Below are 23,497 nucleotides of genomic sequence, written 5' to 3'. Positions count from 1 at the left end.
CGGCCGGAAACGAAAATGAATACGCGCGAATTTACTTCTTGGGCAGATATTGATCGGGCATCGGAGTGCCCGGGAACCACTTCTCATGCAGCCGTTTCCAGGTGCCATCGTCCATGGCCTCGCGCAGCGCCTTATTCAGCGCCTCGCGGAAGGCATCGTTGCCTTTCTTGACCACGAACCCGGCCGGCGCATCGAAGGACGGCACGTTCATTGTTATCTTCAGGTTCTTATAGCGCTCCACATACTGCTTGGCCGACTCATAATCAGTGAAATGGCCATCGATCGTCCCGTTATTCAGCGCCGCCACCGCAGTGTTGTTGTCGGGGAATTTGACAATGTCGCCCTTCAGATTCTTCTCGGCATAGATTTCCTGCAGCGTTCCCTGGATCACGCCGATGCGCTTTCCGGCGGTGCTCTCATTGCTCGTCAGTGCCGGATCCGCCGAAATGATCGACAGGTAGCCGGCGAGATAGCCGTCGCCAAAATCCACGGTCTTCTTGCGCTCCGCGGTCGTGCCGATGGCCGCGACAGCGACGTCGAAGCGGCCGTTGGCCACCGACGGCAGCAGCGCCGAGAATTCCTGGCCGGTGAAAACGACCTGTTCCTCCTTGAACCCGAGCCGGCGCGCCACATCACGGAACAGTTCGGCGTCGAAGCCAGTGAAGTTACCGTTGGCGTCGGTGAAGACATAGGGTTTCGCATCGCCCATGGTTCCGACGCTGATCACCGTCGGGTCGATGAGGTTGTAGGGGTTGTCGGCCGCGTTTGCCTGCGTTGACGAGGCCAACGTGCCAAGTCCTGTCAACAGCGCGATCGTCAGCGCCAGACCGGATTTCACCAGTTGGCGCCTGCTCAAATTCGTGTGCATGTCTTCTCCTCTTACGATTGGCCGAACTCGGCCCTGCGATCCCACTCGACGTCTCATTTAAACGCTCTTAGGTGGCGTTTTGGTCAGATAGGTGAGAACGTTATCATTTTCACTAGCATTGTCCATTTCTCGCGTCAATTGCTTCGGAGAATTTCGCTGCTAGACGGTTTCCAGTCTTGAGCGTGCCTAGCTCCGCGAAGGATCTCCGGCGTCATCTTTCCTAACTCGATTGCTGTCGCGTGGCCGATCGCCCCGTAGTACTGGCAGGTAGCGGCCGCCGCCTCCGCGGCATGGCCGAGAATGTCTTGAGGCGCCTCTTCCTTAAGCAGGCCGAATAGCGTTCTGGCGATGAAGGTGTCGCCCGCGCCCAGGGTGTCGACGGGTTCGACCAGCCGCGCCGGGGTGCTGTAGGAGACGGTGTCGCTGTGAAGCACCGCGCCAGCTCGACCTCGAGTCACCAGAACCCATTTTGAACCACATGCAAGCAGTTCGGATACGATTGCAGCCAATTTATCGTCGTTGAGACCGTCGCCCGAGACGGAGGCCAGATAGCAATAGCGCCCAATCTCGCGCCGGTGTCCCGGCTCCCGCCGTGTAGAAAAATCGTAAGATAACAGGGATTTGCTCGATACCGCGGCAACCCACGGGTCTAACCCGCTGGATTGGCCGATGTGGACGGCCTGAAAGCCCGAGAGAAAATCCAGATCTTCTTGCGTTGGCGTGAACATCGAGACGCCGAGGTCGAAGTCCAGGAAAATCCGATCAGCGTTTCGGTGACCTATGAGGCAGTAGGCAGTCGACCCTTCGAGGCGACGCAATCGGGTGACGTCCACGCGTTCCGACGCCAGTGCAGCGCAGATCAGGTCCCCGGCCCGGTCTTTGCCGATCGCTCCAACATAGGCCGACTGCCCGCCGAAGCGGCTCACATAGACCGAGACATTGAGGCAGTTTCCTCCGGGGAACATCTCGCCGCGAGCAAGATAACAATCGACCACGTTATCACCCATCGCGGCAATCTTGACCATTGCATGACTTTCAGTTTAAAGGATATGAGAACGTTCGCACAATCACCACTATCTGTCAATTGTGCCCCCGGCCAAGCTTGTCAACGAGACGAGGAAGCTCATGATTTCCGCCCTGCCCGCCGACGTGGAACGCGCCCTGACCGCTACGACGGGCAAGCGATTTTCGCACCTATTCCTCGTGGCGTGCGGCGGCTCGCTCTCGATCATGATGGCAGGCAAATACTTCGTCGACCGTCACAGCGGCACATTCGCCTGCGACATCTACAACGCGGATGAGTTCGTCTGCCGAGATCCGCGACGGTTGGGACCTGACACGCTCGTTGTCCTTTGCTCGCAGACAGGAACCACCACGGAGACCGTGCGGGCGGCCAATCACGCAAAACACCGAGGCGCAACGACAATCGGTATGACGCTCGACCAAACATCGCCCCTCGCGCGGGCGGTCGACCACCCGGTAGCCTACCAGGCATCCTACACGACGGGCAAAGCAATCGATGCGGCCTACAGCAATTACGGCGTGCTCTATATGTTGCTCGCTGGCCTGATCGATGCTCGGGAGGATGCCAAGCTAACCGCCGACCTGCTGATGAGCCTGAGCCATCTTCAGCCGGCCATCGAACGTGCGCACCGGATCTATGCCGACCGGTTTCGGGCCTTTGCACCCCGTTTCGCGCCGCGCAAGGGGATCTACACACTTGCCAGCGGTGCCAGCTATGGCGCGGCCTATTCCTACGCCATCTGCGTGTTGATGGAGATGCAATGGTACGACTCGCAGGCCATACACGCCAACGAGTTTTTCCATGGCCCCTTTGAGGTGGTGGACAAGGATGCCGGCTTCGTCGTGATGTTGGGCTTGGACGAAACGAGGCGCCTCACGGAACGCGCCCGCGACTTCCTTGTCAAGTACGGCAGCCGGGAAAACACCCTGGTGCTCGATGGAGCGGAACTCGACCTCAGCGGTATGTCCAATCGCATCAAACCCTATCTCGTGCCCTTGGTCTTCTTCGACACTCTGTGGCGTTTTGCCTACGAGCTGGCCGGTCTGCGCGGCCGGCCGATGCTCGAGGGCCGGCGCTACATGAAGAAGCTAACGGACTACTAGTTCCGCCGCGCTCTGCAGCGATCTAACAACTCCAGCCCGTCTTCTGCGAAGAAGGATTTCTCTATGACTGCATTCCCAAAGCCGCGCCATGTCGTTGTTATCGGCGCGGGCATCTTCGGCATCTCTTCCGCGTTGCACCTCGCTCGTCTTGGCGTTGATGTAACCATTGTCAACGACGGCGCGCCCGCCAATGGCGCATCCAGCCGTTCACTTTCCTGGCTGAACTCAGCACGACGTGCGGACACTGCCTACCACCGCCTGAGGCTTGCAGGCATCGACCGTTATCGGACCCTGGCCGCCACAAGGCCGGAAACGGCGGCCTGGCTTCGCTTTGACGGCGGCCTCACCTGGGATGCGGATGACGAGGCGAACCAGATCGCGTCCATCTGCCAGCTGGAGCAGGATATCGGGTATGACGCGCTTCCGCTCGGCCCTGCCGAAGTCGGCGCAGTGGCGCCCGGCGTCAACGCCAGCGCCATCACCCCGCAGGGTGCCATCTTCAATCCTGGCGAAGGATGGGTTGACCTGCCCTGCCTGATCGATCTGCTGCTCAATGAGTTCCGCTCCCGCGGCGGCAAACTCGTGCAGAACGCTGGACGCGTGCGGATAGATGCCACAGATGGTCGCGCGCGTGGCGTCGTCACTGCCGACGGTATGCCGTTAAAGGCGGATGCGGTGGTCCTTGCCGTTGGGCCAGCGACGCCCGCCATGCTCGCGACGGTCGGAGTTCATGTCCCCGACGCCACCCCGATTTCACTTCTCTTGAAAACCAAGCCGATCAAGACCGAGCTCCGTGCCGTGCTGAATACGCCCCGCGTGGCGGTGCGCCCGACGCCGGATGGCGCACTTGTTTTGGATTCGGCGTGGTCGGAGGAAGAAGTCATGGTCAACTCCGACGGAACCTACACCGTGCACGACAAGACCGTCAAAGGACTGCTCGAGGAGGCTAGTGCGGTGCTCGAGGGCAATCCGCGGCTCCAACTCGCTACCTATGCAGTTGGCCCGAAGCCGATCCCCGGCGATGGCGAGCCAGTGCTTGGCTCCGTCGAGACCGTTGCCGGGCTTCACGTCGCCTTTAGCCACAGCGGCGCCACGCTTGGATTGATCGTCGGCGAATTGCTTGCCAAAGAAATCGCCTCAGGCAATCCGCATCCCATGCTTGCAACGTTCCGCCCTAATCGTTTCAACTGAAAGGGCAATTGGGCAAGGCCGAACCCGTCCAGATGGGCCGCGGGCCTGGGGAATCTTGCCCTTACCGAGAGAGGGGTGACAGGATCGCGTGATCAGGTCGTCGTCTTATGGTCAGATGGCCACTCGCGATCCATTGGAGTGCGCTGACCGCGACAAGTTGCAAGCCTCCGCATCTTCGAAAACCAGATAACCGCGCACGATCAGAAGCCCCGTTCCACCAGAACGAACAACTTCACCTTGTTGAGAGACGGCCCGCCTTGCGGTCTGCGAGGGGTCGGCAATGTCCAGGCCTAGTGACTTGACCAAGCATTGACCAAGCGTCAGCATTGCGCCTATTGTTGTGTACAGCGATTGTCGGGCAATCCACACTCAGCTCAACGGCAATGAACACGGCTCGCCGCGAGGGGCCCCGACGTGTACAAGGACAGAAAATGCCCATCACGGTGAAAGTTGGCGAGGCCAAGACGCATCTCTCGGAACTGCTTTCAAGAGTCGAAGCAGGCGAGGAGGTGATTATTTCGCGCGGCAACGATCCCATCGCTAAACTGTCGCGGATTCAACGGCGCAACGATGTCGAAGCCGTGATCGAAGAGATCAGCGCTGCCCGGGCCCGCGCCAAGCCCGTGACGCAGGACGAAATTCGGGCCTGGCGCGATGAAGGGCGCCGCGCTTGATGGCGATCATCGTGTGATGCCTTTCGTTGTCGACCTTTCCATGGCGGCTGCCTGGATTCTTCCTGATGAAGACAGCGAGGCGGCGGCCGCCCTGATGCGACGATTGCCGGGAACAAGGGCGCCTGTCCCTTCTCTGTTCTGGCACGAGGCGCGGAACGTCGTACTGATTGCCGAGCGGTGTGGCCGCATCGCGGCGGGCGAAGCTGCCACCACCATGGCACGGCTGCGCCGATTGCCGCTAGAGGACGCGGGCGGCGGGTCGGACGGCGCGGTGCTGAGCCTAGCGGCTTCGCACGGGCTCAGCGTCTATGACGCCGCCTATCTTGCGCTGGCAATCGAAACCGAGTTGCCCCTGGCCACCCTCGATCGTAAGCTCGCATTTGCCGCGCGCGGCCAGGGAGTCCGAATTCTGGGGCCGCTCGCGAATGGCAACTGACCTCTTCGCTCGACCACCTGCCAATGTTGTTCGACGTGCCAAAGTCTCTCGTTTCCGTGCTGCCCTTGGATCGCCGCAAGTTTCTGGCCGAACTTTGACCGACGACGCCCGCGCCCTGGGAACCTGCCCCATCTGGCTAGGAAGGCATTTTGTGCCCAGAGGCGCTTGACCGCCGGTCGGCCCGGAAAACCGGTTAAAATCCTATTTGCGGAAAGAAACGGGCACAAGCGACCTTGGCAGTTCGATAACGCGCCGATATGCGGGCCAAGGGTGGCTGCAATGCTGGGGGGCCAGATGCTGCTGGCATGCCGCCTCATCACTTCGACGAGGCCGGCGTGGTAAAGCCGACCCATTGGACCATCGGCGACAAAGCAGTCGCGTGGCAGACACAAGCCGCGTCGGGACGATCCACACGTATCCAACTGTCGGCGAGCGCAGCATCGAAACGGCCGGCGCCGGAAAAGCGGCCGGAACAGAAAGAAGCGCGAGCCGGCCAACGACGCTGAGGCGACCTTGGATCGTGGCCGCGGTGTAGAATCCGAGCCGGGCTTTCTGGAGCCCAAGAACAACCGCTTTCGATGAGAGGCGGCATATCGAGACAATCGGGCCTTCGAGCAACGGTCGCGCGTTTGCGCCTGAGCGCAACAGCCTGATGGTGCTGCGCGGCTACGCCTATCTCAACTGCGGGAACAGACACAAAGACCCCGGTGGTCTACCTTGTGGGAATCAGGTGGAGTGCAGACTTCCCGCCCTTCACGGCCGCCGCCGACAGCTTGCGGTCAAAGCTTGCAAGCTGGCCGCCACGCGCCTTGGCGAGCGCGAGAAGATAGGTGTCGGTGACCTGTGCCGAGGTCAGGATTTTCGCTGCATCTATGTTGCCAGAGCCAACCAGGCTCACATCGTCGGGCCAGAAGCTGTGCCCGTGCAGAGTCCGCAACTTGCTAACGATTTGCGCAACGACGGCGGGCGAGCCGGGACAATTGGGATATCTTTGGTTGCCGACGATGCGCAGGACGCCGTTTTCGGTGATGGGACACGTAGCCCATACGGCGTTACCGGTCACTTCGAACCAGCCATGCGCGTCGTCATGGGCGACGTGGCCAGGATCGATCAGCGCGACCAGCACATTGACGTCGAGCAGGAACGTCAAGGCAGTTCGTCTCGCAAGGCGTTGACCGTCTCAAGCGTGACAGGAGGTGCGTCCGGCCGAGGCGACAGAAGAGGAATCCCGTTACGCTCGCCGCCGGCTTGAGGCCGGCGCAGCGAGCGCCGTGCGAGATCGGTGATGACCTCGCCGAGGCTGCGATCCTGCTGCTGGGCGATGGCCTTGGCCGCGACCAGGACATCGTCATCGATCGCAAGTGTGGTTCTCATATCGCCCTCCTTGGTGCGCATCAAACATCACGCATCATATAGAATAGCGACGTCGGATACTCAAGCTGTGCGACTTCCGACAGCGGTGCGACTTCGTAGCGTCGTAAGCAGATGAGTTGTCCGGATTCCCTCATACTTTGACTCCCGACAAAGTTGCGCAGGGCCGAAAGGACCGTTATGGCCGCGCTACCTAAGGGACGTGCCTTCCGGAAGCTTATCAGCTCGGGAGACTATCGGCAGAAGCTACGGAGGCTGCAGCAAGGACCGGCGCACCCCCTTTGAGATGCGTCGGAGCAAAGGTCTACGCGTGGCGGATTTCGGTTCCCAGCACCTTCAGGCATTCGCGGATGAACGCAGCAAGCGCCGTCCAACCTTTTGCCGAAACCATCGTCCCATCCACATATGCCTCCGTTGGAGACAGGTCGATATAGGTTCCGCCCGCAAGCGTCACCTCCGGCTCGCATGCCGCCAGTGCACCGACCTTCTTGCCACGCACGACGCCATCTACCGCGATCAGGATCTGCACGCCGTGGCAGATCGTGAAAATCGGCTTCTTGCTTTCGTGGAAGTGACGCACCATCGCCTGCACGCGCTTGTCCGTGCGGATGTATTCGGGCCCACGACCGCCAGCGCAGTAAACAGCGTGGTATTGCTCCAGCTGCTTCTCGGCGTCGGAGAAGGTCTTGTTGATCAGCGCAGAGTGGCCGAGCTTTTCGGTGTAGGTCTGATCGCCCTCGAAATCGTGCAGCGACGTTTTGATCAGGTCTCCGGCGCTTTTGTCTGGGCACACGACGTGAACAGTGTGGCCCACCGCTTCCATAGCCTGCTGGTAGACGAAGATTTCGTATTCCTCGGTGAATTCACCGGTCAGCATCAGGATCTTTTTGCCTGGCATGGTACTTCCTTTCCTGTGACAACGGGGCCGGCCGAGACCTGTACTCGCCCCGTAGGTTTGAGTTTCTAGAAGGCTGAATCGGGGAAGTAGTCTTCGTTGACACTGGCCTGCGTGATGATCGTCGATGGCGGGTACGGGGACATCGGGGCAATCTCAGTCGAACGCCAACAACAAACGGTCGCGGGAATGCTCGATATGGCGACGCATCGCCTGCTCGGCAGCGGCAGGATCGGCCGTAGCGAAAGCGGCCAGAATGGCTTCATGCTCGTCAAGCGCCTCCTCGGTGACGCGCGAATGGAACATTAGGCGAAATATGTGGAAGTGGGTATGCTGGTGAGCCAGTGTCTCGCGCACCAGTTCGTTGTTGGCGAATTCCATGACCTTGTCATGGAAAATGGCATCCTGGCGGGCGAAGTTGGAATACCGCAGGCGCTCGTCCTTGCCCTCATGGCGCGCCATGACGCCGGCCGATTTCTGAAGTTGTGCGAGCTTTACCTCATCCATGAGCACCGCTGCCTTGGCTGCACCATGAGGCTCTAGCAGCAGGCGAAGCTCGTAGAGTTCGTCGAACCGTCGTTTCGTGATCTGCGGCGCAGCGCGGTAACCGATCAGATGCGTCTTCAGCACCAAGCCTTCGCCCTCGAGCCGGCCGAGCGCCTCGCGGATCGGCGTATGGGAGACGTTGAATTCCTTGACCAGGCTGTCGACCGTGATGCGCGAACCCGGCGCAATCTTTAGCGACATGAGTTGCGCAAAAATCGCTTCGTAGACGTCCTCAACCAGGCTGCTGGAGCGCTGGATACGCCCGCCGCCGAGGTTCGTATCGTCCGCATTGAGTAAGTTAATGGCCTGCATGTTTTGCCTCTTGACACATGGAGTTGCTAACACGATGCTCCGGCCAATGCAATCCTATATCATATACGATTTTATAGAGGATATCATTTGCTGCCGTTACGAGACGAAACAATGGCGCTAGCGGTGGCCCTGCGGGAGCAGCGTGCCGCGCCCGCAGCCTTTCCAGACATCATCATAGGATGCACGGCATGAGCCTTTTCGCTGCCATAAGGCTGCCGCGCGAAATCCTCTTCGGGAAGGGCCAACGCCACGTCATTCCGGTTGTCGCGGCCAGGCTCGGGCGTCGCGCGCTCGTCTGCACCGATGAACGTTTTGCCGCAACGGGCTCGTTCGCAGCGATTGTCGCGGCGCTGCGAGCCGCCGCGATAGATGTGCTGGTGCATGACCGAGTCCTACCCGACGTTCCCCGAGACACGGTTGCCGTCTGCGTCGAGGAGGCGCGGAAGTTCGCGCCCGACATGGTGATCGGCATTGGCGGCGGCAGTTGTCTCGACATGGCCAAATGCGCCGCGTTGCTCATGAGCCACGGCGGTCAGCTCCAGGATTACTACGGCGAGTTCAAGGTGCCCGGTCCAACGCTGCCGTTGATCGCGGTGCCGACGACAGCCGGAACCGGCTCTGAAGTGACCCCGGTTGCCGTGATCTCGGATCCGGATCGCACACTGAAGGTCGGCATCTCCAGCCCTTATCTGATAGCGGCCGCAGCCATATGCGACCCTGAACTGACGATGACATGCCCGCCGGGATTGACGGCGATCGCAGGCGCCGATGCGCTGACGCATGCAATCGAGGCCTTCACCGCCGCCAGGCGCGGAACCGATCCCGGCCTTCCGCAGAAACATGTCTTTGTCGGCAAAACCGCCTTGACCGACCATTTCGCCCTGCTGGCGATCAAGCTGCTTGGCCGAAGCCTTGAAACGGCATACCGCCGGCCCTCTGACGAGGACGCCCGGGCCGACGTGATGATGGGCGCACTTGCAGCCGGCTGCGCGTTCGGAACGGCCGGCACGGCGGCAGCGCACGCCGTACAATATCCGGTCGGCGCGATAACCCACACCGCTCACGGATTGGGTGTCGCCACCATGTTGCCGTATGTCATGAAGTACAACAGAACAGCCACAGCGACCGAGATGGCCGAGATCGCCAGCGCGCTCTGCCTCGATGGAAAAGGCCGGACGCCGGACGAGTTGGCCGACGCGACCATTGGCGAGGTCAGTCGCCTGTTTGGGGCAATCGGGATCACCCCCTCGTTGGCCGAGCTAGGGCTGCCCGCCGACAAGCTCGATTGGACGGCGGAACAAGCGATCGGTATCGAGCGCCTCATCAAGAACAATCCGCGGCCATTCGATTTGAGGTCCATGCGACGCCTGGTCCAGGCCGCCTTTGATGGCGACCTCGCCAGCTGCGCGGTGTAAACAATCGGGAATATCGAGATGAACACGTTTTCACAGGTTCTGTCGGATGATCAGGGCGTCAGCGACTTCCACACAATTTCGCACGGGCTCTATATTGACGGCCAATGGCGGCAGTCCGCGGATGGCAAGGTAATTCCGGTTATCGATCCCTCGACGGAAGCCATCATCGCGGCCGTACCCGATGCGACCTTGGAGGACGCGGCCGCCGCCGTTGACGCCGCTGCCAAGGCAGCCCATGGCTGGCGGACAACGTCGCCGCGAAAGCGCTCCGAGATCCTCCGACGCTGCTTTGAACTGATGACGGAACGATCGGAAGCGCTGGCTACTCTCATCGCATTGGAAAATGGAAAGGCCCTGCGGGATGCCCGAGGCGAGATCGCTTACGCCGCGGAGTTTTTCCGTTGGAATGCCGAGGAGGCGGTTCGCATTACCGGTGAATTCGGTACTGCGCCTTCCGGCACCAACCGCATCGTGGTCGACTACGAACCGATCGGCATCTGCGTCCTGATCACGCCCTGGAATTTTCCTGCCGCAATGGCGACGCGCAAGATCGCGCCGGCACTTGCCGCTGGATGCACGGTGATCCTGAAGCCGGCCAGTGAGACCCCGCTTACCGCCTACGCGCTGGCTGCGCTCTACCAGGACGCAGGCGTTCCACCGGGGGTGGTCAACGTCCTGACAACTTCCAGTCCCGGGCCTTTGACAGCCGCCATGCTGGCCGATCCGCGAGTGCGCAAACTCTCCTTCACCGGCTCGACGGGTGTGGGTCGCGCTCTGCTGGCAGAAGCTGCCAGGCATGTGGTTTCGTGTTCGATGGAGCTCGGAGGCAATGCCCCTTTTATCGTGTTCGACGACGCCGATCTCGAAGCGGCGCTCGATGGCGCAATGGTGGCCAAGATGCGCAACGCCGGCGAGGCCTGCACCGCCGCGAACCGCCTCTACGTGCAATCCGGCATCTACGAAGCCTTTTCGGATGGCCTCGAGAAGCGGATGTCGTCGCTCAAGGTCGGCCCCGGCACTGATCCGGACACGGAATGCGGGCCAATGATTACGAAAAAGGCGGTCGAGAAGATAGACCGCCTTGTCACCGACGCGGTCGCACGCGGCGCGCGGGTCATGTGCGGCGGCTCAGTCCTGCCCGGACGTGGCTTCTTCTACCCTCCGACAGTGCTTCGCGACGTGCCAGGCGACGCAAAGATGGCGCATGAGGAGATATTCGGGCCGGTGGCGCCAATCTCCAGCTTCGAAACCGAGGCCGAGGTCATCGCGCGCGCCAATGACACTGAATATGGGCTTGCTGCCTACATCTACACGCGCGATCTGGCGGGCGGGATGCGGGTGGCCTCCCGGATCGAGGCCGGGATGATTGCTCTCAACCGCGGGCTGATGTCCGATCCGGCTGCCCCCTTCGGCGGCGTCAAGCAGAGCGGGCTCGGCCGCGAGGGAGGGCAGCATCACGGCATTGCGGAATTCATGGAGGCGAAATACCTCGCCATCAGCATGTGAGCAGAAGAATGCAAGGCGACCCCTTTCGCATCCGCGACCACGTCGCGGAATTTGACGAAATCGTGCAGGACTTCGTTGATCGCAGCAAGGCCGCCCGCGCCACTATTGCGATGACCGCGGACGTGGCCTACGGACCGGATCCGACCGAAACCATGGACCTGTTCTTCCCCGCAGGCAAAAGAACGGCCCTGCCAGTGCACGTCTTTGTCCACGGCGGCTACTGGAGAATGTTCTCCAAGCGCGATTATTCATATATGGCGACGACGATTACCCAGGCCGGGGCCATTGCCGTCATCCTTGATTACGCTCTGATGCCCAAGGTCAGAATGGCGAGGATCGTCGACCAGGTGCGCCGCGCCAAGCAGTGGGTCCTGGCCAACATCGCCGATCATGGTGGAAACCCGATGGCCCTGACTGTCAGTGGTCATTCGGCAGGAGCACATCTTGCAACGTTTCTGTTCGAGGGAGAGCATACCCCCTCGAATGTGAGGGCAGCCCTTCTGTTGAGCGGGCTCTATGATTTGAAGCCGCTCCAGGATTCCTTTCTCGCCAACGAGATTGGAATCACCGACGAGGAAGTCGCCATGTTCACACCTCTCGCTTGTCGGCATGATCCTCAAACCAAGACGGCGGTTCTGGTCGGAGCCAATGAGACGCCACCCTTCCATCAGCAAGCCGATCGATTCAAAGCAAGCTTGCTGCGGCAGGGATCGCTAGTAACGTCGCATGTGCTCCCGAACCGCAACCACATGGACAGTGTCAGAGATCTTGGCGTGCCGGGGACTGAGGCTGCCGATTGCCTTGCAAAACTGATCGCCAAGGCCTGCTGACTAACTCGGGTTCTCGGGGCGGTTTGTTTTGCGCCACTCCTCGTACTCCCCGCGGGCATCGTCATGCAACGGATAGTAGCGTTGCAACGGCCCGCCCTCCATGAGCTTCGCTCGCGAGAACTCCTCCCAATCGTGATGCTTCTGTGATTCTTCGATCACCTTCGGGGCCATTACGACGGGAAGCACCACCACGCCGTCGTCGTCGGCGACGATGATGTCGCCGGGGATCACCGTGACACCGCCGCAGGCAATCGGGACGTTGACGGCATTGGGATAGATGCTGGTCTGCACATGATAGTTTGGCGTCCAGCCGCGCAGCCATAGGGGCAGGTCGAGCTTTTCGACATTGGGCCGGTCGCGCATGCATCCGTCGATGACGATACCCGCCCCACCCCTGCCCTTGAAATAGGTCGACATCATATCGCCGAAGACGCCCGAGCTCATGTCGCCGCGCGCGTCGACCACGACCACATCGCCCTCCTGCGCGTGATAGAGCACGTGCCGGTGCAGTTGCGTCTCCGGATCGGCATATTCTCCCTCGGTGAAGAGGTCCGGCCGCTGCGGCAGGAACTGCAGCGTCAACGCCGGCCCGACGATCGATTTCCCGTGGTTTTGCGCCACCGGACCGACCATGTGCGGATTGCGGAAGCCCATGTGGCCAAGCGTGCCGGCCACCGTCGCGGCGCCGATCTCCCTTAGCGCGTCGATCAGGTCTTTAGGCGGCCGCATGATGTCGGAAGTATGCGTCATTGTGGACTCCGATTGAATGGAACTACCAGTTCGTAACAGAACCGTCGCGGCGCCTAAGGTGAGGCGCTTCCCAGAAACGCAGACTTTGCGCCTGGACCGCAACTTCGTTGACCTCGACGCCGAGCCCCGGCAGATCGCCGACCGGGTAATCGGTCCCGTCGAGCCGTGGTTGCACGGGGAAGAAGTCGGAATTGTCGAAGCCCAGCTTCGTTTCGGGCGCCCTGGTCTCGAGCCACGCGAAGTTGGGTACCGCTGCAGCGAGATGCACGGTCGCGGCCGTGCACACTGGACCAAGCGGATTGTGCGGCATCAGGTCCACATAATGCGCCTCGCTCCAGCCAGCGATTTTCATCGCCTCGGTGAGCCCGCCGACATTGCAGACATCGATCCGGTTGAACTGATGGATGCCGCGCTCGATGTAGGGCAGGAACTGCCACTTGCTGGCAAATTCCTCGCCGATGGCAAAGGGGATGTCGGTCATCGTGCGCAGTGATTCATAGGCCTCCGGCGTCTCAGCCCGTATCGGCTCCTCGAGGAAATCAAGCACGCCGCGGCCGAGCTTGTTGCAGAAGCTCGCCGCCTCTGCCACCGACAGCCGATGATGATAGTCGAGACCGAGGACCACGTCGCCGCCCAGCGCCTCGCGCGCCTTGTTCAGCATACTCGCGGTAGCGCCGATGGACTCGCGCGGCTCGAAGATGTCCTTGCTGTTTTGCCCGAAAGGGAAGAAGCGGATTGCCTGCCACCCCTGTGCGCGAAGCTCGCGCGCCCGTTCGATGGCAACATCGCCTTCGGCCTCGTCGCCGGTCGAGGCGAAGGTGGGGATGCGGTCGCGCTGCTTGCCGCCCAGCAGCTCATAGACCGGCACGCCCAGCGCCTTGCCCTTGATGTCGTGAAGGGCGATGTCGATGGCGGAAATCGCCGCCTGAAGGACTCGCCCGCCTTCGAAGTACTGGCTGCGGTAAACCTCCTGCCAGATCCGCCCGATCTGCATCGGGTCGCGGCCGATGAGAAACTCGCGATAGTGCTCGACCGCGCCGGCCACGGCCCTCTCGCGACCGCTCAAGCCGCTCTCGCCCCAGCCGAAGATGCCTTGGTCGGTCTCGATCTTGACGAGCATCTGATTGCGGGTTCCCACCCACACCGGATAGGGCTTGATCGCGGTGATCTTAAGCTTCTCAGTCATCCACGCCCACGTTTCACGCGCATTCGCGCTATCTCAGTTGGCCTTGAGGGCCATTTCAGTTTCGCCGTCGAACAGATGCATCCGCTCCTGGTCGAACTCGAGCCAGATCTGCTCGTCGGGCGCGACGGCAATGTTCGGCGGCACGCTGACGTTGACGATGGCGCCGGACAGGAACGCCTGAACAAAGGTGACGTCGCCGGTCGGCTCCACCGTATAGGCCTTGGCAGGGACGCTGCCTGGTACCGCACTCTTGTGGAGCTTGATCGTCGAGTGACGTGCGCCGAGCACGACTTTCCGGGTCGTCGCTTTCGCCACCTTCTGGGCATTGCGCGCTGAGAGCTCAAGGCGCCAGCCCTCGGCGCCGGTCAACACCGTGTTGCCGTTTGCCATCGAGGCCTCTAGCGGAATAAGGCTCATCGCCGGGCTGCCGATGAAGCTGGCCACGAACATGTTCACCGGATGGGCAAAGACCTGCGCCGGTGAATCGTATTGCTGCAGGTAGCCGCCATTCATCACCGCCATCTTGTCAGCCATGGTCACGGCTTCGAGCTGGTCGTGCGTCACATAGATGATCGTCGCCTTGAGGTCCTGGTGGAAACGCTTGATCTCCGACCGCATCTGCACGCGCAGTTTGGCATCGAGGTTAGACAGTGGCTCGTCCATGAGGAACACGGCGGGGTCGCGAACGAGGGCACGGCCAAGGGCCACACGCTGCTGCTGTCCGCCCGAAAGTTCGCGCGGCTTGCGCTCGAGCAGATGCGTCATGTCGAGCACTCGCGCCGCTTCCTTGACCTTCTTGTCGATCTCGTCCCTGGGGAGTTTGCGCATTTGAAGCGGGAACGCCAGGTTCTTGTAGACCGATTTCTGCGGGTAGAGCGCGTAGTTCTGGAACACCATTGCGATGTCCCGGTCCTTGGGGTCGAGGTCGTTGACCACCCGCTCGCCGATGATGATGTCGCCCGATGAGATCGGGGTCAGCCCGGCGACGAGATTGAGCGTGGTTGTCTTGCCGCAGCCTGAAGGGCCGACGAGCGCAACGAACTCGCCGTCATTGACCGTCAGTGAGACGTGGTTGACAGCTTTGAAGCTGCCATAGCTCTTGACGAGATCTTGGAGGACCACGTGGGCCATCGGCAACTCCCTAGTGCTTGACCGCGCCTTCTGTAAGGGCGCGTACAAAGTATCGTTGCAGGACCAGGAACAGCACCACGACGGGCACGCTCATCATGAAGCTCGCCGCCATCAGGCCCGGAAAGTCCGTCGTATTTTCCGAGAAGAAGCGTTGGATGCCGACCGGCAGCGTCAACTGCTCGTTCTTGGAGAGGAAGGTGTAGGCGTAGATGTACTCGTTCCACGCGCCGATGAAGGAATAGATTGCGGTGGCGATAATCCCCGGCGTCGAGAGCGGCATCACGATCATGATGAAGGCCTGGAACCGTGTGGCGCCATCAATGCGCGCCGCCTGCTCAAGCTGCACCGGGATGTTGTCGTAAAAGCCCTTGAGCAGCCAGATCGCCAGCGGCAGGCCGAAGGTGAGATAGGTGAGGATCAGCGAGCCGTGCGTGTTTATCAGACCGATGGCGCGCATCAGGATGAAGAGTGGCACGAGAAAGATCACCGCCGGGAACATATTGCGCAGCAGCACGGCAAAGAACAGGAAATTCCGGCCGGGGAAACTGAAGCGCGAAAACGCGTAGGCCGCAGGGACAGCCACGATCACCGAAAGAATTGTCGTGACGGTCGACACGAAAAGGCTGTTCCAGAAGAAGCGGAGGAAGTCCTGGCCGACGCTGTTCTGCGGATCGAGCAGTTTCTGGTAGCTGGCGAGGGTAGGTTCGTCCGGCCACCATTGCGGCGGGAATTGTGTCGCCGCGAATCCGGACTTGATCGAGGTGATCAGCATCCAGATCATCGGCAACGCGGTATAAAGCAGCATGAACACGAGGAATATGCGCCCGGCCCACCGCCATCCGTCGACGCGCATGCGGCGACGGGCCTGGGCTCGAGGGGCTGTCTCGGCAATCGTGCTCATGCGCTCCCCTCTTTCCGTTCGTTGCCGCTTAACGCACGGACGTAGAAGTAGCCCAGCGTCATCAGTGTGAGGAACAGGAGCACCGAATAGGCCGATGCCACGCCCCAGCGCTGCCGTCCGAAGGCGAGCTCATAAATATGGGTTATCCAGATATGCGATGCATTCGACGGCCCGCCGCCGGTCATGATCCAGGGGATGATGAAGGAATTGAAGTTGGCCACCGCGAGCAGCAGCATCGTCACCACCGAGACGTTGCGCAAGTGCGGGAAGGTGACGTGCCAAAAGCGCTGCCATGCATTGGCACCGTCGACTTTTGCGGCGCGCAGCAACTGGTCGGGGACTGTCTGCAGGCCGGCCATCATCATGATCATGGCGAACGGAAACTCGCGCCAGATATTGACGACGATCAGGGAGGGCAGCACCGTGCTGACATTGTCGATGAAATTCGGCGGCTGGTCGGCCAATCCGAGGCCAACCAGCACCGCGCCGATGATTCCGAAGTCCGAATGGTAGATCCACTTCCAGATGTAGGAGGCGGCGACGGCACTGATGACCCAAGGGATGATCAGGACAGCGCGCAAGACGCCACGGCCGATGAAGTCGCGGTGGAGCGCCAGCGCTGTGGCAAACCCCAGGACAAAGGAGATGAAAGTTGACCCCAGTGTCCAGATCAGTGTGTTCCAGGTGACTTTCCAGAACACCTGACTGGTGAGGATGGTCGTGTAGTTGTCGAGGCCGATGAAGGTCTTATCGCGGAGCTGCAGGCCAGGCGGTGTCTTAAAGAACGACAGCTCGACCGTATAGTAGATCGGATAGGCGATGACGATGAGCATCACGGCGATCGCCGGGAGCACGTACGCGTAGTCCGCGCGATGCTGCCAGATCTTCCGCAGCGCGCCGGACCTGCCGGGTTGCACTCTTCGGCGAGCCTCGGCCTTGCCGGTTACGATCGTCACTGTGGGGTGCCCTTATTCTTCGGAACGAACCGGCTGGACCATCGACCCAGCCGGTCAGGCTTGCGCTAGAGTCCGCCCATCAGCTCTCTCACCCTCTTGGCTGCGTCGTCCGCTGCCTGGTCGACGGTCATCGCTCCGGTCAGGGCGTTCTGCAGCATGTCCGGGATGATGATGTTCATGATCTCGGGGGCCTGCGGCAGCGCTGGGAACGGGATGCCGTATGGCAGCATCGAGGTCGTGACATCGAGGAACTTGATGTTGTCCAGACGTTCCTTCATCCACTTGGTCTTAAAGCCGTTGAGGTTGCCCGGATTCGAGCCGGCGTACGCCATCTTCAGCGACCATTCAGGGCTCGTCCACATGCAGATGATGGCCTTTGCAGCCGGCTCATCTACCTTGCCGCCCTCGACATATTCGGGCTTCAGGATGTGAATGTTCGAGCCGCCGAACACGACGGCGCGCTTGCCGTCGGGACCGGTCGGGATCAGGCCGTAGCGCATGTTGTCGATGACCGTCTGCGCCTTGTCCTTGTCGGTGCCCGTCGCCTTTTTCTGCAGGTCGAGCATCACGTTATAGTCGGACGGGTGCGAGATCATCATGCCGAGCTGGCCGGCGACGAACAGGGGCTGATTATCGGCCTGCTGGTTGGTGAGTGCCGAAACCGGAACCGACTTGTCGCGAACATACATGTCGTAGGAGGCTTGCAGCGCTGCCTTGCTTTGCGGGCTATCGAGCTGGACCTGCTCATAGGTCGGGTTCGGCGTCGCTTCGTCGAAGACGCCGCCGCCATAGGCCCACAGCTGTGGCATGAAGCGGTACGGCGTATTGCCGGCATTCTTGCGAGCCACGAGGCCATACCCGGCAATGCCGAGCTTGTCGTGGATCTGCTTGGAATACTTGACCACGTCGTCCCACGTTGCCGGCGGCTTGTCCGGATCGAGGCCGGCACGCTTGAAGATGTCGGCGTTCCAGATGAACGCCATCGTCTCGTTGTTGGTCGGAATACCGTAGGTCACGCCCTCCCAGGTCACGGCCTTCATGGCGCCGGGCCAGAAGTCCTCGGTCGTATACCCCACATCCTCGGGCTTGAGCGGCTGCAGATAGCCCTTTGAGGCGAACTCGGTACCACCCAGGATTTGCAGGCGGACCGCCATCGGCGCGGCATTGCCCAGGAGCGCCGTGCGGAACTTGTCGAGAAGGTCGTTATAAGTGAGGGCTTGTTCCTCGAGCTGGATGTTCGGATAGGTCTTGCGGAAGGTCTCGAAGAAATTCTTGTAGTACTGGCGCAGGAGGTCGGGGTCGCCCTCGAACACGCCCTGATACCAGAAAGTCAGTCGCCCCTTGTAATCGAGCGGGGTGACCTTGGCGCAATCGGCGGCCGTGTCAAAATCCTGTGTGCCCGCAATCGAGCGCACATATTCCGGCGACCACTTGCTCAGGTCGACCGGCGGTGCACCCAGCGCCGATGTAGACGTCAGGGATGCGATCAAAGCAGTGGCGACAGTGCCGCGCAGGACGGCACTGCCGAGGGCAATTCTCGTCATAGGTATCCTCCCTGGTTCTCCCATGCCGCCCTAAAGCGGTCCTTGCTCGTTTCGATCGCGAGGATGCTTCTTTCAGATCAGTGTATCCGCTCGATCGCTTGGTACGTTTTCAGATCATGGATTGCCTGTCAACGCGCAGAATCGTACATTGTTTGCGGAAGCCGTGTGTGATATCGGGCAAGGTATGTATTAAAACGGGGAGCCGGCCTTGGCCGAAACAAGCGATTTCAAAGCGATGCCACCGGTGGGGACCGATCCCATCGGAGCCTCGAGCGAGGGCGCCTCGCTTTATGAATTGATCCGGGAAGACATCATCGAGGGACGGCTCGCCCCCAACGAACGGCTTGTCGTCACCGATCTCGCCCGGCGTCACGGCACTTCGACCAATCCTGTGCGCGAAGCCCTGCAACTGTTGCGCGGCGAAGGGTTTGTCACCTTTGTCGCCAACCGCGGGGCGCGCGTCCGACCCATAGATCAGGATTTTGTCCGGGATATCTACGAGATCGGTGTTCTGATCGAGCCAGCCCTGACACGATGGTTTGTGAACATGGCTACCAGCGAGGACATCGCCGAACTCGAACGTCTCCAGGGCCTGATCGAAGAGAACAACTTCGCCGACACATTCAGGCATAGTGAGCTGGATACCGCTTTCCACACCGTGATGTACCAACGGCACTACAACCGCCACGCCGCCGAGCTTTGGTGGAAGCATCGCGAAGTGCTGCGAGCCGTGAGCCGTCGTTTCAATTTCACGCTGGCGCGACGTGCCGCGATCATGCGCGAGCACCGCGAACTCATCGCGCTTGTCAAGGCGGGAGAGGCCGACAAGGCGGCCGAACTCGTTTCCCGCCATGTCGAGGGTTCGGGCAGGCATATTCTGGAACAGATGCGAGCGCGCAACGCGGCTCGGGCCGGATAGAATGTCCAGTCCAAAACCATCGTTAGCTGACTATTTTCAGGCAAAGGTAGTTGAGATGAAAATCACGAGCATTCGGCCGTGGCTGATCAAGTCCGATGCTTCTTACTGGGGAGAGTTCCTGTTCGTCGAAGTGACGACCGACGAGGGAGTGAGTGGCTGGGGAGAGATCACCACCACGACAAGGCTCGCCAACCGCGCTCTCTGCACGATCCTGCGGCAGATCGGCGTCGCCGTGACAGGCGAGGATCCGGCGCGCATCGAGCATCTCTGGCACAAGATCTTCCGCAGCTTCACCTACATGGGAAGCCGCGGCGCCGCCGTCGAATGCGTGAGCGCTATCGACATAGCCCTCTGGGACATCAGGGGCAAAGTCCTCGGCAAGCCGATTTACGAGCTGCTGGGCGGGCCGGTACGCGATGAGATCGCGCTCTACACCCATCCCAACCAGGCCAAATTCACCAGCAAGGAGGCTGTGGTCCGCGAAATTCTAGACATTGTCGAGTCCGGACACACTGCGCTCAAGTTCGATCCCTACCCCCACCAGGGCCGCAGCGCCGATGGCCTGCCCCGCGAACAGCGGGACGGCTACCTCGACGGCAGCATGACCCGCAAGGACGAGCGCGAAGCCGCCGAGCTCACGGCTCTGATCCGCGAAACGGCAGGACCCGATATCGACATTCTCATCGATGCGCATGGCCGCTTCGACGTCCCCACCGCCATTCGCCTCTGTCGGAGTCTCGAAGAGGCCGGCCAGATCGACTGGTTTGAGGAGCCCTGCCCGCCCGAGAGCCTTAACGCCCTCAAGCAGGTGCGTGAGAAGGTCAATACCGCTATCTCATGGGGCGAGCGCGGCCACACGAAATGGGATTTCGTGCCGGTACTTGAGAACAGGCTCGCCGACTACATCATGCCCGACGTTACCTGGACCGGCGGCATTACCGAACTCAAGAAAATTTCTGCGCTGTGCGAAGCCTACTACGTGCCGGTCTCGCCACATGACGCCGCGGGACCAATCAACGTGGTTGCGGGAGCGCAGGTGATGATGACTGTTCCCAACTTCTACAAACTCGAAACGTCGGAGTGGAACCTGGGCAAATACGATCACCTGATCGACAGACCACTCGACATTTCGAACGGCAGCCTCAAGCTGACGTCGAAGCCTGGTCTCGGCATTGAGATGGACCGCGACTACCTGCAGGCCCACGAGATCGAGCTGGGCTAGCAACACTCTGTGCCGGCGCAGGGTGCGGGGCGACAAGCCGAAACGAGGATAAGTCATGGCAAAGACAGCTGGCGCCGACGAAGCGCTCAATCGGGTGAACGCGAACTCCAAGCCATCCCAGCTTCGCATCACCGACATGCGGATAGCCGAAATCGTCGGCGCGCCGTTCACCTCAACCCTGCTCAAGATTTACACCAACCAGGGCATCGTCGGGCTTGGCGAGGTGCGCGACGGCGCCAGCGCCACCTACGCGCTGATGCTGAAGAGCCGGCTGCTTGGCGAGAACCCTTGTGACATCGACCGCCTGTTTCGCCGGATCAAGCAGTTTGGTGGGCACGGCCGGCAAGGCGGCGGCGTCTCGGCGGTCGAAATTGCGTTGTGGGATCTCGCCGGCAAGGCCTACGGCGTGCCCGTCTACCAGATGCTCGGCGGCCGGTTTCGGGAGAAGGTGCGCGTCTATTGCGACACCGACGCTACCGTGCCGAGCGGCACCGAGACCGGCAAGCGCCTCAAGCAGCGCATGGCGCTCGGCTTCACCTTCCTCAAGATGGATCTGGGGCTGATGCAGATCGCGGATGTACCCGGTGCGGTCGTGTCCCCTGCCGGCTCACTTGAAGGGTACCGCGTTCATCCCGGCCGCGGCCCCGTCAAGACCCTTGAGGAGCGACGCGCCCGCAATGCCGCCTACGATTTGCACAACGTCCCCCATCCGTTTACCGGCCTCCACTTTTCCGACAAGGGCCTCGACCTGCTTGAGCAGTACATTGCCGAGGTTCGCGATGTGATCGGCATGGATATTCCGCTCGCCATTGACCATGTCGGCCACATCTCGCTGCAGAACGGAATTCGGCTCGCCAGGCGGATTGAAAAATACGTGCCGGCCTGGCTCGAGGATGTGATCCCATGGCAGTACACCGAGCAGTACCGGCAACTGCAGGCCGCGACCACGGTGCCGATCTGCACGGGCGAGGACATTTACCTCAAGGAGGGTTTCGAACCTTTGCTCAAGACTGGCGGTGTCTCGGTCGTCCACCCGGACCTGCTCACCAGCGGAGGCATCCTCGAGACCAAGAAGACCGGCGACATGGCCCAGGACCACGGCGTCGCGATGGCCATCCATATGGCCGAAAGTCCCATCGCCGCAATGGCGGCGGCACATGTGGCGACCGCGACCGAAAACTTCATGGCGCTCGAATACCACTCTGCCGATGTCGACTGGTGGGACGATATCGTCACCGGCGTTCCCAGGCCGCTCGTGAAGGACGGCTTTGTCACTGTTCCGGACAAACCTGGCCTGGGGATTGACGACGTCGTCGACGAGGTAATCTCGCAGCATCTGCAGCCAGGTGTCACCGGCATCTGGCAGCCCACGGATCACTGGGATAACGAGTATTCCTGGGACCGCACCTGGAGCTGAGGCGAAAAGAACCGAAGATGAAGATCACCGACCTCCGCTGCGCCGTCATCGGCAAACATCCCATCGTCCGCATCGTTACCGACGAGGGCCTCTATGGCCTTGGCGAAGTCGAGTTTACCAAGACCTACCTCAAACCCTGGGTGCTGCATTTCCGCGAGGCGCTGATCGGCGAGGACCCGACCGACGTCGAGCGGGTGATGCTGAAGATCCGCCAACGCGGCTCTTTCAAGCCCTATGGCGCGGCGGTAAGCGCTATCGAGCATGCGCTGTGGGACATAGCCGGCAAGGCCGCAGGCGTGCCGGCCTACAAACTGCTCGGCGGCAAGGTGCGCGACAAGGTGCGCGTCTATAACGGCTCGATCCGCCAAAAGCGAACGGGGGACCGGCCGGAGGATTACGCCGCTGACGTGAAATGGATGATGGAGCAGCCGCAGAACTTCTTCATGATCAAGCAAGGGATCTCGTTCCACTCCAACATGAAGGACACCGTCGAGGGCTTCCATTACGGCGTGACGCAGAAGAAGGCTGGCTATCACGGTGCCATGGATCAGGGCGTGATCAGCGAGCGCGGTTTCAACCACATGCTCGACTGCGTGATCGCGATGAAGGAAGTGATGGGCGACAAGGTCAGCCTGGCGCTCGACTGCGGCCCTGGCTGGATGCTGCCCGATGCGATCAAGTTCGCTCGCGCGGTCGAGAAGTACAATTTGATGTGGCTCGAGGACATGCTGACCGGCGACTATGTGCCGTGGGTCAATCCGCAGGCCTATCGGGAGCTGACCACCTCCACCTCGACGCCAATTCATACCGGCGAGCAGATCTATCTGCGGCACAATTTCAAGGAGCTGATCGAAACTCAGGCGGTGCGCGTCATCGGTCCCGATCCGGCCGATATTGGCGGCATTGCCGAGCTCAAATGGGTCGCCGAGCACGCCTATATGCACTCGATCCTGATGGCACCGCACGGCACCGCGAACGGCCTTCTAGGCCTCGGCGCGCTGATCAATGTCTGCGCCACCCTGCCCGCCAACTACATCGCGTTTGAATACCCGAGCGCCTCCGACCCGTGGTGGGAGGACCTCGTAATCGGCCTGCCGTCGCAGATCGTGAAGGACAGCATGGTGGACCTGCTGGAAGCGCCGGGGCTGGGCCTCGACATCGACGCCGAAGCAGCCAGGAAGTATCTCCGGGAAGAGGATGCGGGCTTCTTCGACTGAACCATGTTCTTGCGCCACCCTGCACCGCGCGGACCGCTTCACGCAGCCTGTCATCCGGAATGACCGTTTCGGGGCCCGATAGC

At 61.0% G+C, this 23,497-nt stretch carries 23 protein-coding genes; 11 read left to right on the top strand and 12 right to left on the bottom strand.

Annotation, left to right across the window (positions count from 1 at the left end; translation table 11 throughout):
* Window positions 1-31: 31 nt before the first annotated feature.
* Both NKH50_RS23875 and NKH50_RS23870 read right to left on the bottom strand, forming a co-directional pair.
* Window positions 32-868 carry an ABC transporter substrate-binding protein gene (locus NKH50_RS23875; protein ID WP_352509064.1) on the bottom strand — a complete coding sequence of 279 codons (837 nt, stop codon included), beginning with the start codon at window positions 866-868 and terminating at the stop codon, window positions 32-34.
* 134 nt (window positions 869-1,002) lie between these two features.
* A complete protein-coding gene (locus NKH50_RS23870; RefSeq protein WP_352509063.1) occupies window positions 1,003-1,893 on the bottom strand; it encodes a PfkB family carbohydrate kinase in 891 nt (296 codons plus the stop codon).
* 100 nt (window positions 1,894-1,993) lie between these two features.
* Between NKH50_RS23870 and NKH50_RS23865 the strand changes: the two genes are divergently transcribed.
* The 4 genes from NKH50_RS23865 (at window position 1,994) to NKH50_RS23850 (ending at window position 5,296) form a co-directional block, all read left to right on the top strand.
* Window positions 1,994-2,995: an SIS domain-containing protein gene (locus tag NKH50_RS23865; protein WP_352509062.1), complete on the top strand. Its 1,002-nt coding sequence runs from the start codon at window positions 1,994-1,996 to the stop codon at window positions 2,993-2,995.
* A 63-nt stretch (window positions 2,996-3,058) separates the two neighbouring features.
* Window positions 3,059-4,186: an NAD(P)/FAD-dependent oxidoreductase gene (locus tag NKH50_RS23860; RefSeq protein WP_352706340.1), complete on the top strand. Its 1,128-nt coding sequence runs from the start codon at window positions 3,059-3,061 to the stop codon at window positions 4,184-4,186.
* A gap of 431 nt (window positions 4,187-4,617) precedes the next feature.
* On the top strand, window positions 4,618-4,860 hold the full coding sequence (locus NKH50_RS23855; RefSeq protein WP_292653697.1) for a type II toxin-antitoxin system Phd/YefM family antitoxin: 243 nt from the start codon (window positions 4,618-4,620) through the stop codon (window positions 4,858-4,860).
* Window positions 4,841-5,296: a type II toxin-antitoxin system VapC family toxin gene (locus NKH50_RS23850; protein ID WP_352509059.1), complete on the top strand. Its 456-nt coding sequence runs from the start codon at window positions 4,841-4,843 to the stop codon at window positions 5,294-5,296. The genes NKH50_RS23855 and NKH50_RS23850 overlap by 20 nt, the downstream gene beginning before the upstream one ends.
* Window positions 5,297-6,008: 712 nt before the next feature.
* On the opposite strand, the gene NKH50_RS23845 is transcribed toward NKH50_RS23850, so the two are convergent.
* The 4 genes from NKH50_RS23845 to NKH50_RS23830 form a co-directional block, all read right to left on the bottom strand.
* Window positions 6,009-6,446 (bottom strand): TA system VapC family ribonuclease toxin, encoded by a 438-nt coding sequence (locus NKH50_RS23845; RefSeq protein WP_352881326.1) that lies wholly within the window; start codon window positions 6,444-6,446, stop codon window positions 6,009-6,011.
* Entirely contained in the window at window positions 6,443-6,670 is a 228-nt protein-coding gene (locus tag NKH50_RS23840) for a CopG family transcriptional regulator (RefSeq protein WP_352479447.1), read from the bottom strand. Before NKH50_RS23840 ends, NKH50_RS23845 begins: the two co-directional genes overlap by 4 nt.
* 301 nt (window positions 6,671-6,971) lie before the next feature.
* A complete protein-coding gene (locus tag NKH50_RS23835) occupies window positions 6,972-7,565 on the bottom strand; it encodes a DJ-1/PfpI family protein (protein WP_352706345.1) in 594 nt (197 codons plus the stop codon).
* A 153-nt stretch (window positions 7,566-7,718) separates the two neighbouring features.
* Complete coding sequence (locus NKH50_RS23830) at window positions 7,719-8,420, bottom strand: GntR family transcriptional regulator (protein ID WP_352706347.1); 702 nt, start codon at window positions 8,418-8,420, stop codon at window positions 7,719-7,721.
* A 188-nt stretch (window positions 8,421-8,608) separates the two neighbouring features.
* On the opposite strand from NKH50_RS23830, the gene NKH50_RS23825 reads away from it, so the two are divergent.
* Genes NKH50_RS23825 through NKH50_RS23815 form a run of 3 tightly spaced genes read left to right on the top strand, consistent with a single transcriptional unit; the run spans window position 8,609 to window position 12,171 of the window.
* Window positions 8,609-9,835 (top strand): iron-containing alcohol dehydrogenase, encoded by a 1,227-nt coding sequence (locus tag NKH50_RS23825; protein ID WP_352881323.1) that lies wholly within the window; start codon window positions 8,609-8,611, stop codon window positions 9,833-9,835.
* Window positions 9,836-9,853: 18 nt separating this feature from the next.
* A complete protein-coding gene (locus tag NKH50_RS23820; RefSeq protein WP_352706350.1) occupies window positions 9,854-11,341 on the top strand; it encodes an NAD-dependent succinate-semialdehyde dehydrogenase in 1,488 nt (495 codons plus the stop codon).
* An 8-nt stretch (window positions 11,342-11,349) separates the two neighbouring features.
* Complete coding sequence (locus tag NKH50_RS23815; RefSeq protein ID WP_352706352.1) at window positions 11,350-12,171, top strand: alpha/beta hydrolase; 822 nt, start codon at window positions 11,350-11,352, stop codon at window positions 12,169-12,171.
* Here NKH50_RS23815 and NKH50_RS23810 read toward each other — a convergent pair whose 3' ends face one another.
* From NKH50_RS23810 to NKH50_RS23785, 6 genes are all read right to left on the bottom strand, one after another.
* Entirely contained in the window at window positions 12,172-12,921 is a 750-nt protein-coding gene (locus tag NKH50_RS23810; protein WP_352509053.1) for a ribonuclease activity regulator RraA, read from the bottom strand.
* A 22-nt stretch (window positions 12,922-12,943) separates the two neighbouring features.
* Entirely contained in the window at window positions 12,944-14,107 is a 1,164-nt protein-coding gene (locus NKH50_RS23805) for a mandelate racemase/muconate lactonizing enzyme family protein (RefSeq protein ID WP_352509052.1), read from the bottom strand.
* A 33-nt stretch (window positions 14,108-14,140) separates the two neighbouring features.
* Window positions 14,141-15,238: an ABC transporter ATP-binding protein gene (locus tag NKH50_RS23800; RefSeq protein WP_352509051.1), complete on the bottom strand. Its 1,098-nt coding sequence runs from the start codon at window positions 15,236-15,238 to the stop codon at window positions 14,141-14,143.
* Between the two features lie 10 nt (window positions 15,239-15,248).
* Entirely contained in the window at window positions 15,249-16,139 is an 891-nt protein-coding gene (locus NKH50_RS23795) for a carbohydrate ABC transporter permease (protein WP_352509050.1), read from the bottom strand.
* Entirely contained in the window at window positions 16,136-17,095 is a 960-nt protein-coding gene (locus NKH50_RS23790; RefSeq protein WP_352480360.1) for a carbohydrate ABC transporter permease, read from the bottom strand. The genes NKH50_RS23795 and NKH50_RS23790 overlap by 4 nt, the downstream gene beginning before the upstream one ends.
* A 65-nt stretch (window positions 17,096-17,160) precedes the next feature.
* Window positions 17,161-18,639, bottom strand: coding sequence for an ABC transporter substrate-binding protein (locus NKH50_RS23785; protein ID WP_352881319.1), 1,479 nt, complete (start codon window positions 18,637-18,639; stop codon window positions 17,161-17,163).
* A gap of 208 nt (window positions 18,640-18,847) precedes the next feature.
* Between NKH50_RS23785 and NKH50_RS23780 the strand changes: the two genes are divergently transcribed.
* Genes NKH50_RS23780 through NKH50_RS23765 form a run of 4 tightly spaced genes read left to right on the top strand, consistent with a single transcriptional unit; the run spans window position 18,848 to window position 23,414 of the window.
* On the top strand, window positions 18,848-19,558 hold the full coding sequence (locus NKH50_RS23780; protein ID WP_352739431.1) for a GntR family transcriptional regulator: 711 nt from the start codon (window positions 18,848-18,850) through the stop codon (window positions 19,556-19,558).
* Window positions 19,559-19,613: 55 nt separating this feature from the next.
* Entirely contained in the window at window positions 19,614-20,780 is a 1,167-nt protein-coding gene (locus tag NKH50_RS23775; protein WP_352706358.1) for a mandelate racemase/muconate lactonizing enzyme family protein, read from the top strand.
* Between the two features lie 55 nt (window positions 20,781-20,835).
* Window positions 20,836-22,197 carry a mandelate racemase/muconate lactonizing enzyme family protein gene (locus tag NKH50_RS23770; RefSeq protein ID WP_352778850.1) on the top strand — a complete coding sequence of 454 codons (1,362 nt, stop codon included), beginning with the start codon at window positions 20,836-20,838 and terminating at the stop codon, window positions 22,195-22,197.
* A gap of 17 nt (window positions 22,198-22,214) precedes the next feature.
* Window positions 22,215-23,414, top strand: coding sequence for a mandelate racemase/muconate lactonizing enzyme family protein (locus NKH50_RS23765; protein WP_352881316.1), 1,200 nt, complete (start codon window positions 22,215-22,217; stop codon window positions 23,412-23,414).
* Window positions 23,415-23,497: the final 83 nt, after the last annotated feature.

Origin of the sequence: Mesorhizobium sp. M1027 (assembly GCF_040318745.1) — a bacterium.
Lineage (GTDB): Bacteria > Pseudomonadota > Alphaproteobacteria > Rhizobiales > Rhizobiaceae > Mesorhizobium.
This window is presented reverse-complemented; position numbering and strand designations above follow the sequence as displayed.

Excerpts from the sequence above, each read along its gene's own strand:
- NKH50_RS23875 (WP_352509064.1), bottom strand. The coding sequence starts at position 868 with ATGCACACGAATTTGAGCAGGCGCCAACTGGTGAAATCCGGTCTGGCG.
- NKH50_RS23870 (WP_352509063.1), bottom strand. The coding sequence starts at position 1,893 with ATGGTCAAGATTGCCGCGATGGGTGATAACGTGGTCGATTGTTATCTT.
- NKH50_RS23865 (WP_352509062.1), top strand. The coding sequence starts at position 1,994 with ATGATTTCCGCCCTGCCCGCCGACGTGGAACGCGCCCTGACCGCTACG.
- NKH50_RS23860 (WP_352706340.1), top strand. The coding sequence starts at position 3,059 with ATGACTGCATTCCCAAAGCCGCGCCATGTCGTTGTTATCGGCGCGGGC.
- NKH50_RS23855 (WP_292653697.1), top strand. The coding sequence starts at position 4,618 with ATGCCCATCACGGTGAAAGTTGGCGAGGCCAAGACGCATCTCTCGGAA.
- NKH50_RS23850 (WP_352509059.1), top strand. The coding sequence starts at position 4,841 with ATGAAGGGCGCCGCGCTTGATGGCGATCATCGTGTGATGCCTTTCGTT.
- NKH50_RS23840 (WP_352479447.1), bottom strand. The coding sequence starts at position 6,670 with ATGAGAACCACACTTGCGATCGATGACGATGTCCTGGTCGCGGCCAAG.
- NKH50_RS23835 (WP_352706345.1), bottom strand. The coding sequence starts at position 7,565 with ATGCCAGGCAAAAAGATCCTGATGCTGACCGGTGAATTCACCGAGGAA.
- NKH50_RS23830 (WP_352706347.1), bottom strand. The coding sequence starts at position 8,420 with ATGCAGGCCATTAACTTACTCAATGCGGACGATACGAACCTCGGCGGC.
- NKH50_RS23825 (WP_352881323.1), top strand. The coding sequence starts at position 8,609 with ATGAGCCTTTTCGCTGCCATAAGGCTGCCGCGCGAAATCCTCTTCGGG.
- NKH50_RS23820 (WP_352706350.1), top strand. The coding sequence starts at position 9,854 with ATGAACACGTTTTCACAGGTTCTGTCGGATGATCAGGGCGTCAGCGAC.
- NKH50_RS23815 (WP_352706352.1), top strand. The coding sequence starts at position 11,350 with ATGCAAGGCGACCCCTTTCGCATCCGCGACCACGTCGCGGAATTTGAC.
- NKH50_RS23810 (WP_352509053.1), bottom strand. The coding sequence starts at position 12,921 with ATGACGCATACTTCCGACATCATGCGGCCGCCTAAAGACCTGATCGAC.
- NKH50_RS23805 (WP_352509052.1), bottom strand. The coding sequence starts at position 14,107 with ATGACTGAGAAGCTTAAGATCACCGCGATCAAGCCCTATCCGGTGTGG.
- NKH50_RS23800 (WP_352509051.1), bottom strand. The coding sequence starts at position 15,238 with ATGGCCCACGTGGTCCTCCAAGATCTCGTCAAGAGCTATGGCAGCTTC.
- NKH50_RS23795 (WP_352509050.1), bottom strand. The coding sequence starts at position 16,139 with ATGAGCACGATTGCCGAGACAGCCCCTCGAGCCCAGGCCCGTCGCCGC.
- NKH50_RS23785 (WP_352881319.1), bottom strand. The coding sequence starts at position 18,639 with ATGACGAGAATTGCCCTCGGCAGTGCCGTCCTGCGCGGCACTGTCGCC.
- NKH50_RS23775 (WP_352706358.1), top strand. The coding sequence starts at position 19,614 with ATGAAAATCACGAGCATTCGGCCGTGGCTGATCAAGTCCGATGCTTCT.
- NKH50_RS23770 (WP_352778850.1), top strand. The coding sequence starts at position 20,836 with ATGGCAAAGACAGCTGGCGCCGACGAAGCGCTCAATCGGGTGAACGCG.
- NKH50_RS23765 (WP_352881316.1), top strand. The coding sequence starts at position 22,215 with ATGAAGATCACCGACCTCCGCTGCGCCGTCATCGGCAAACATCCCATC.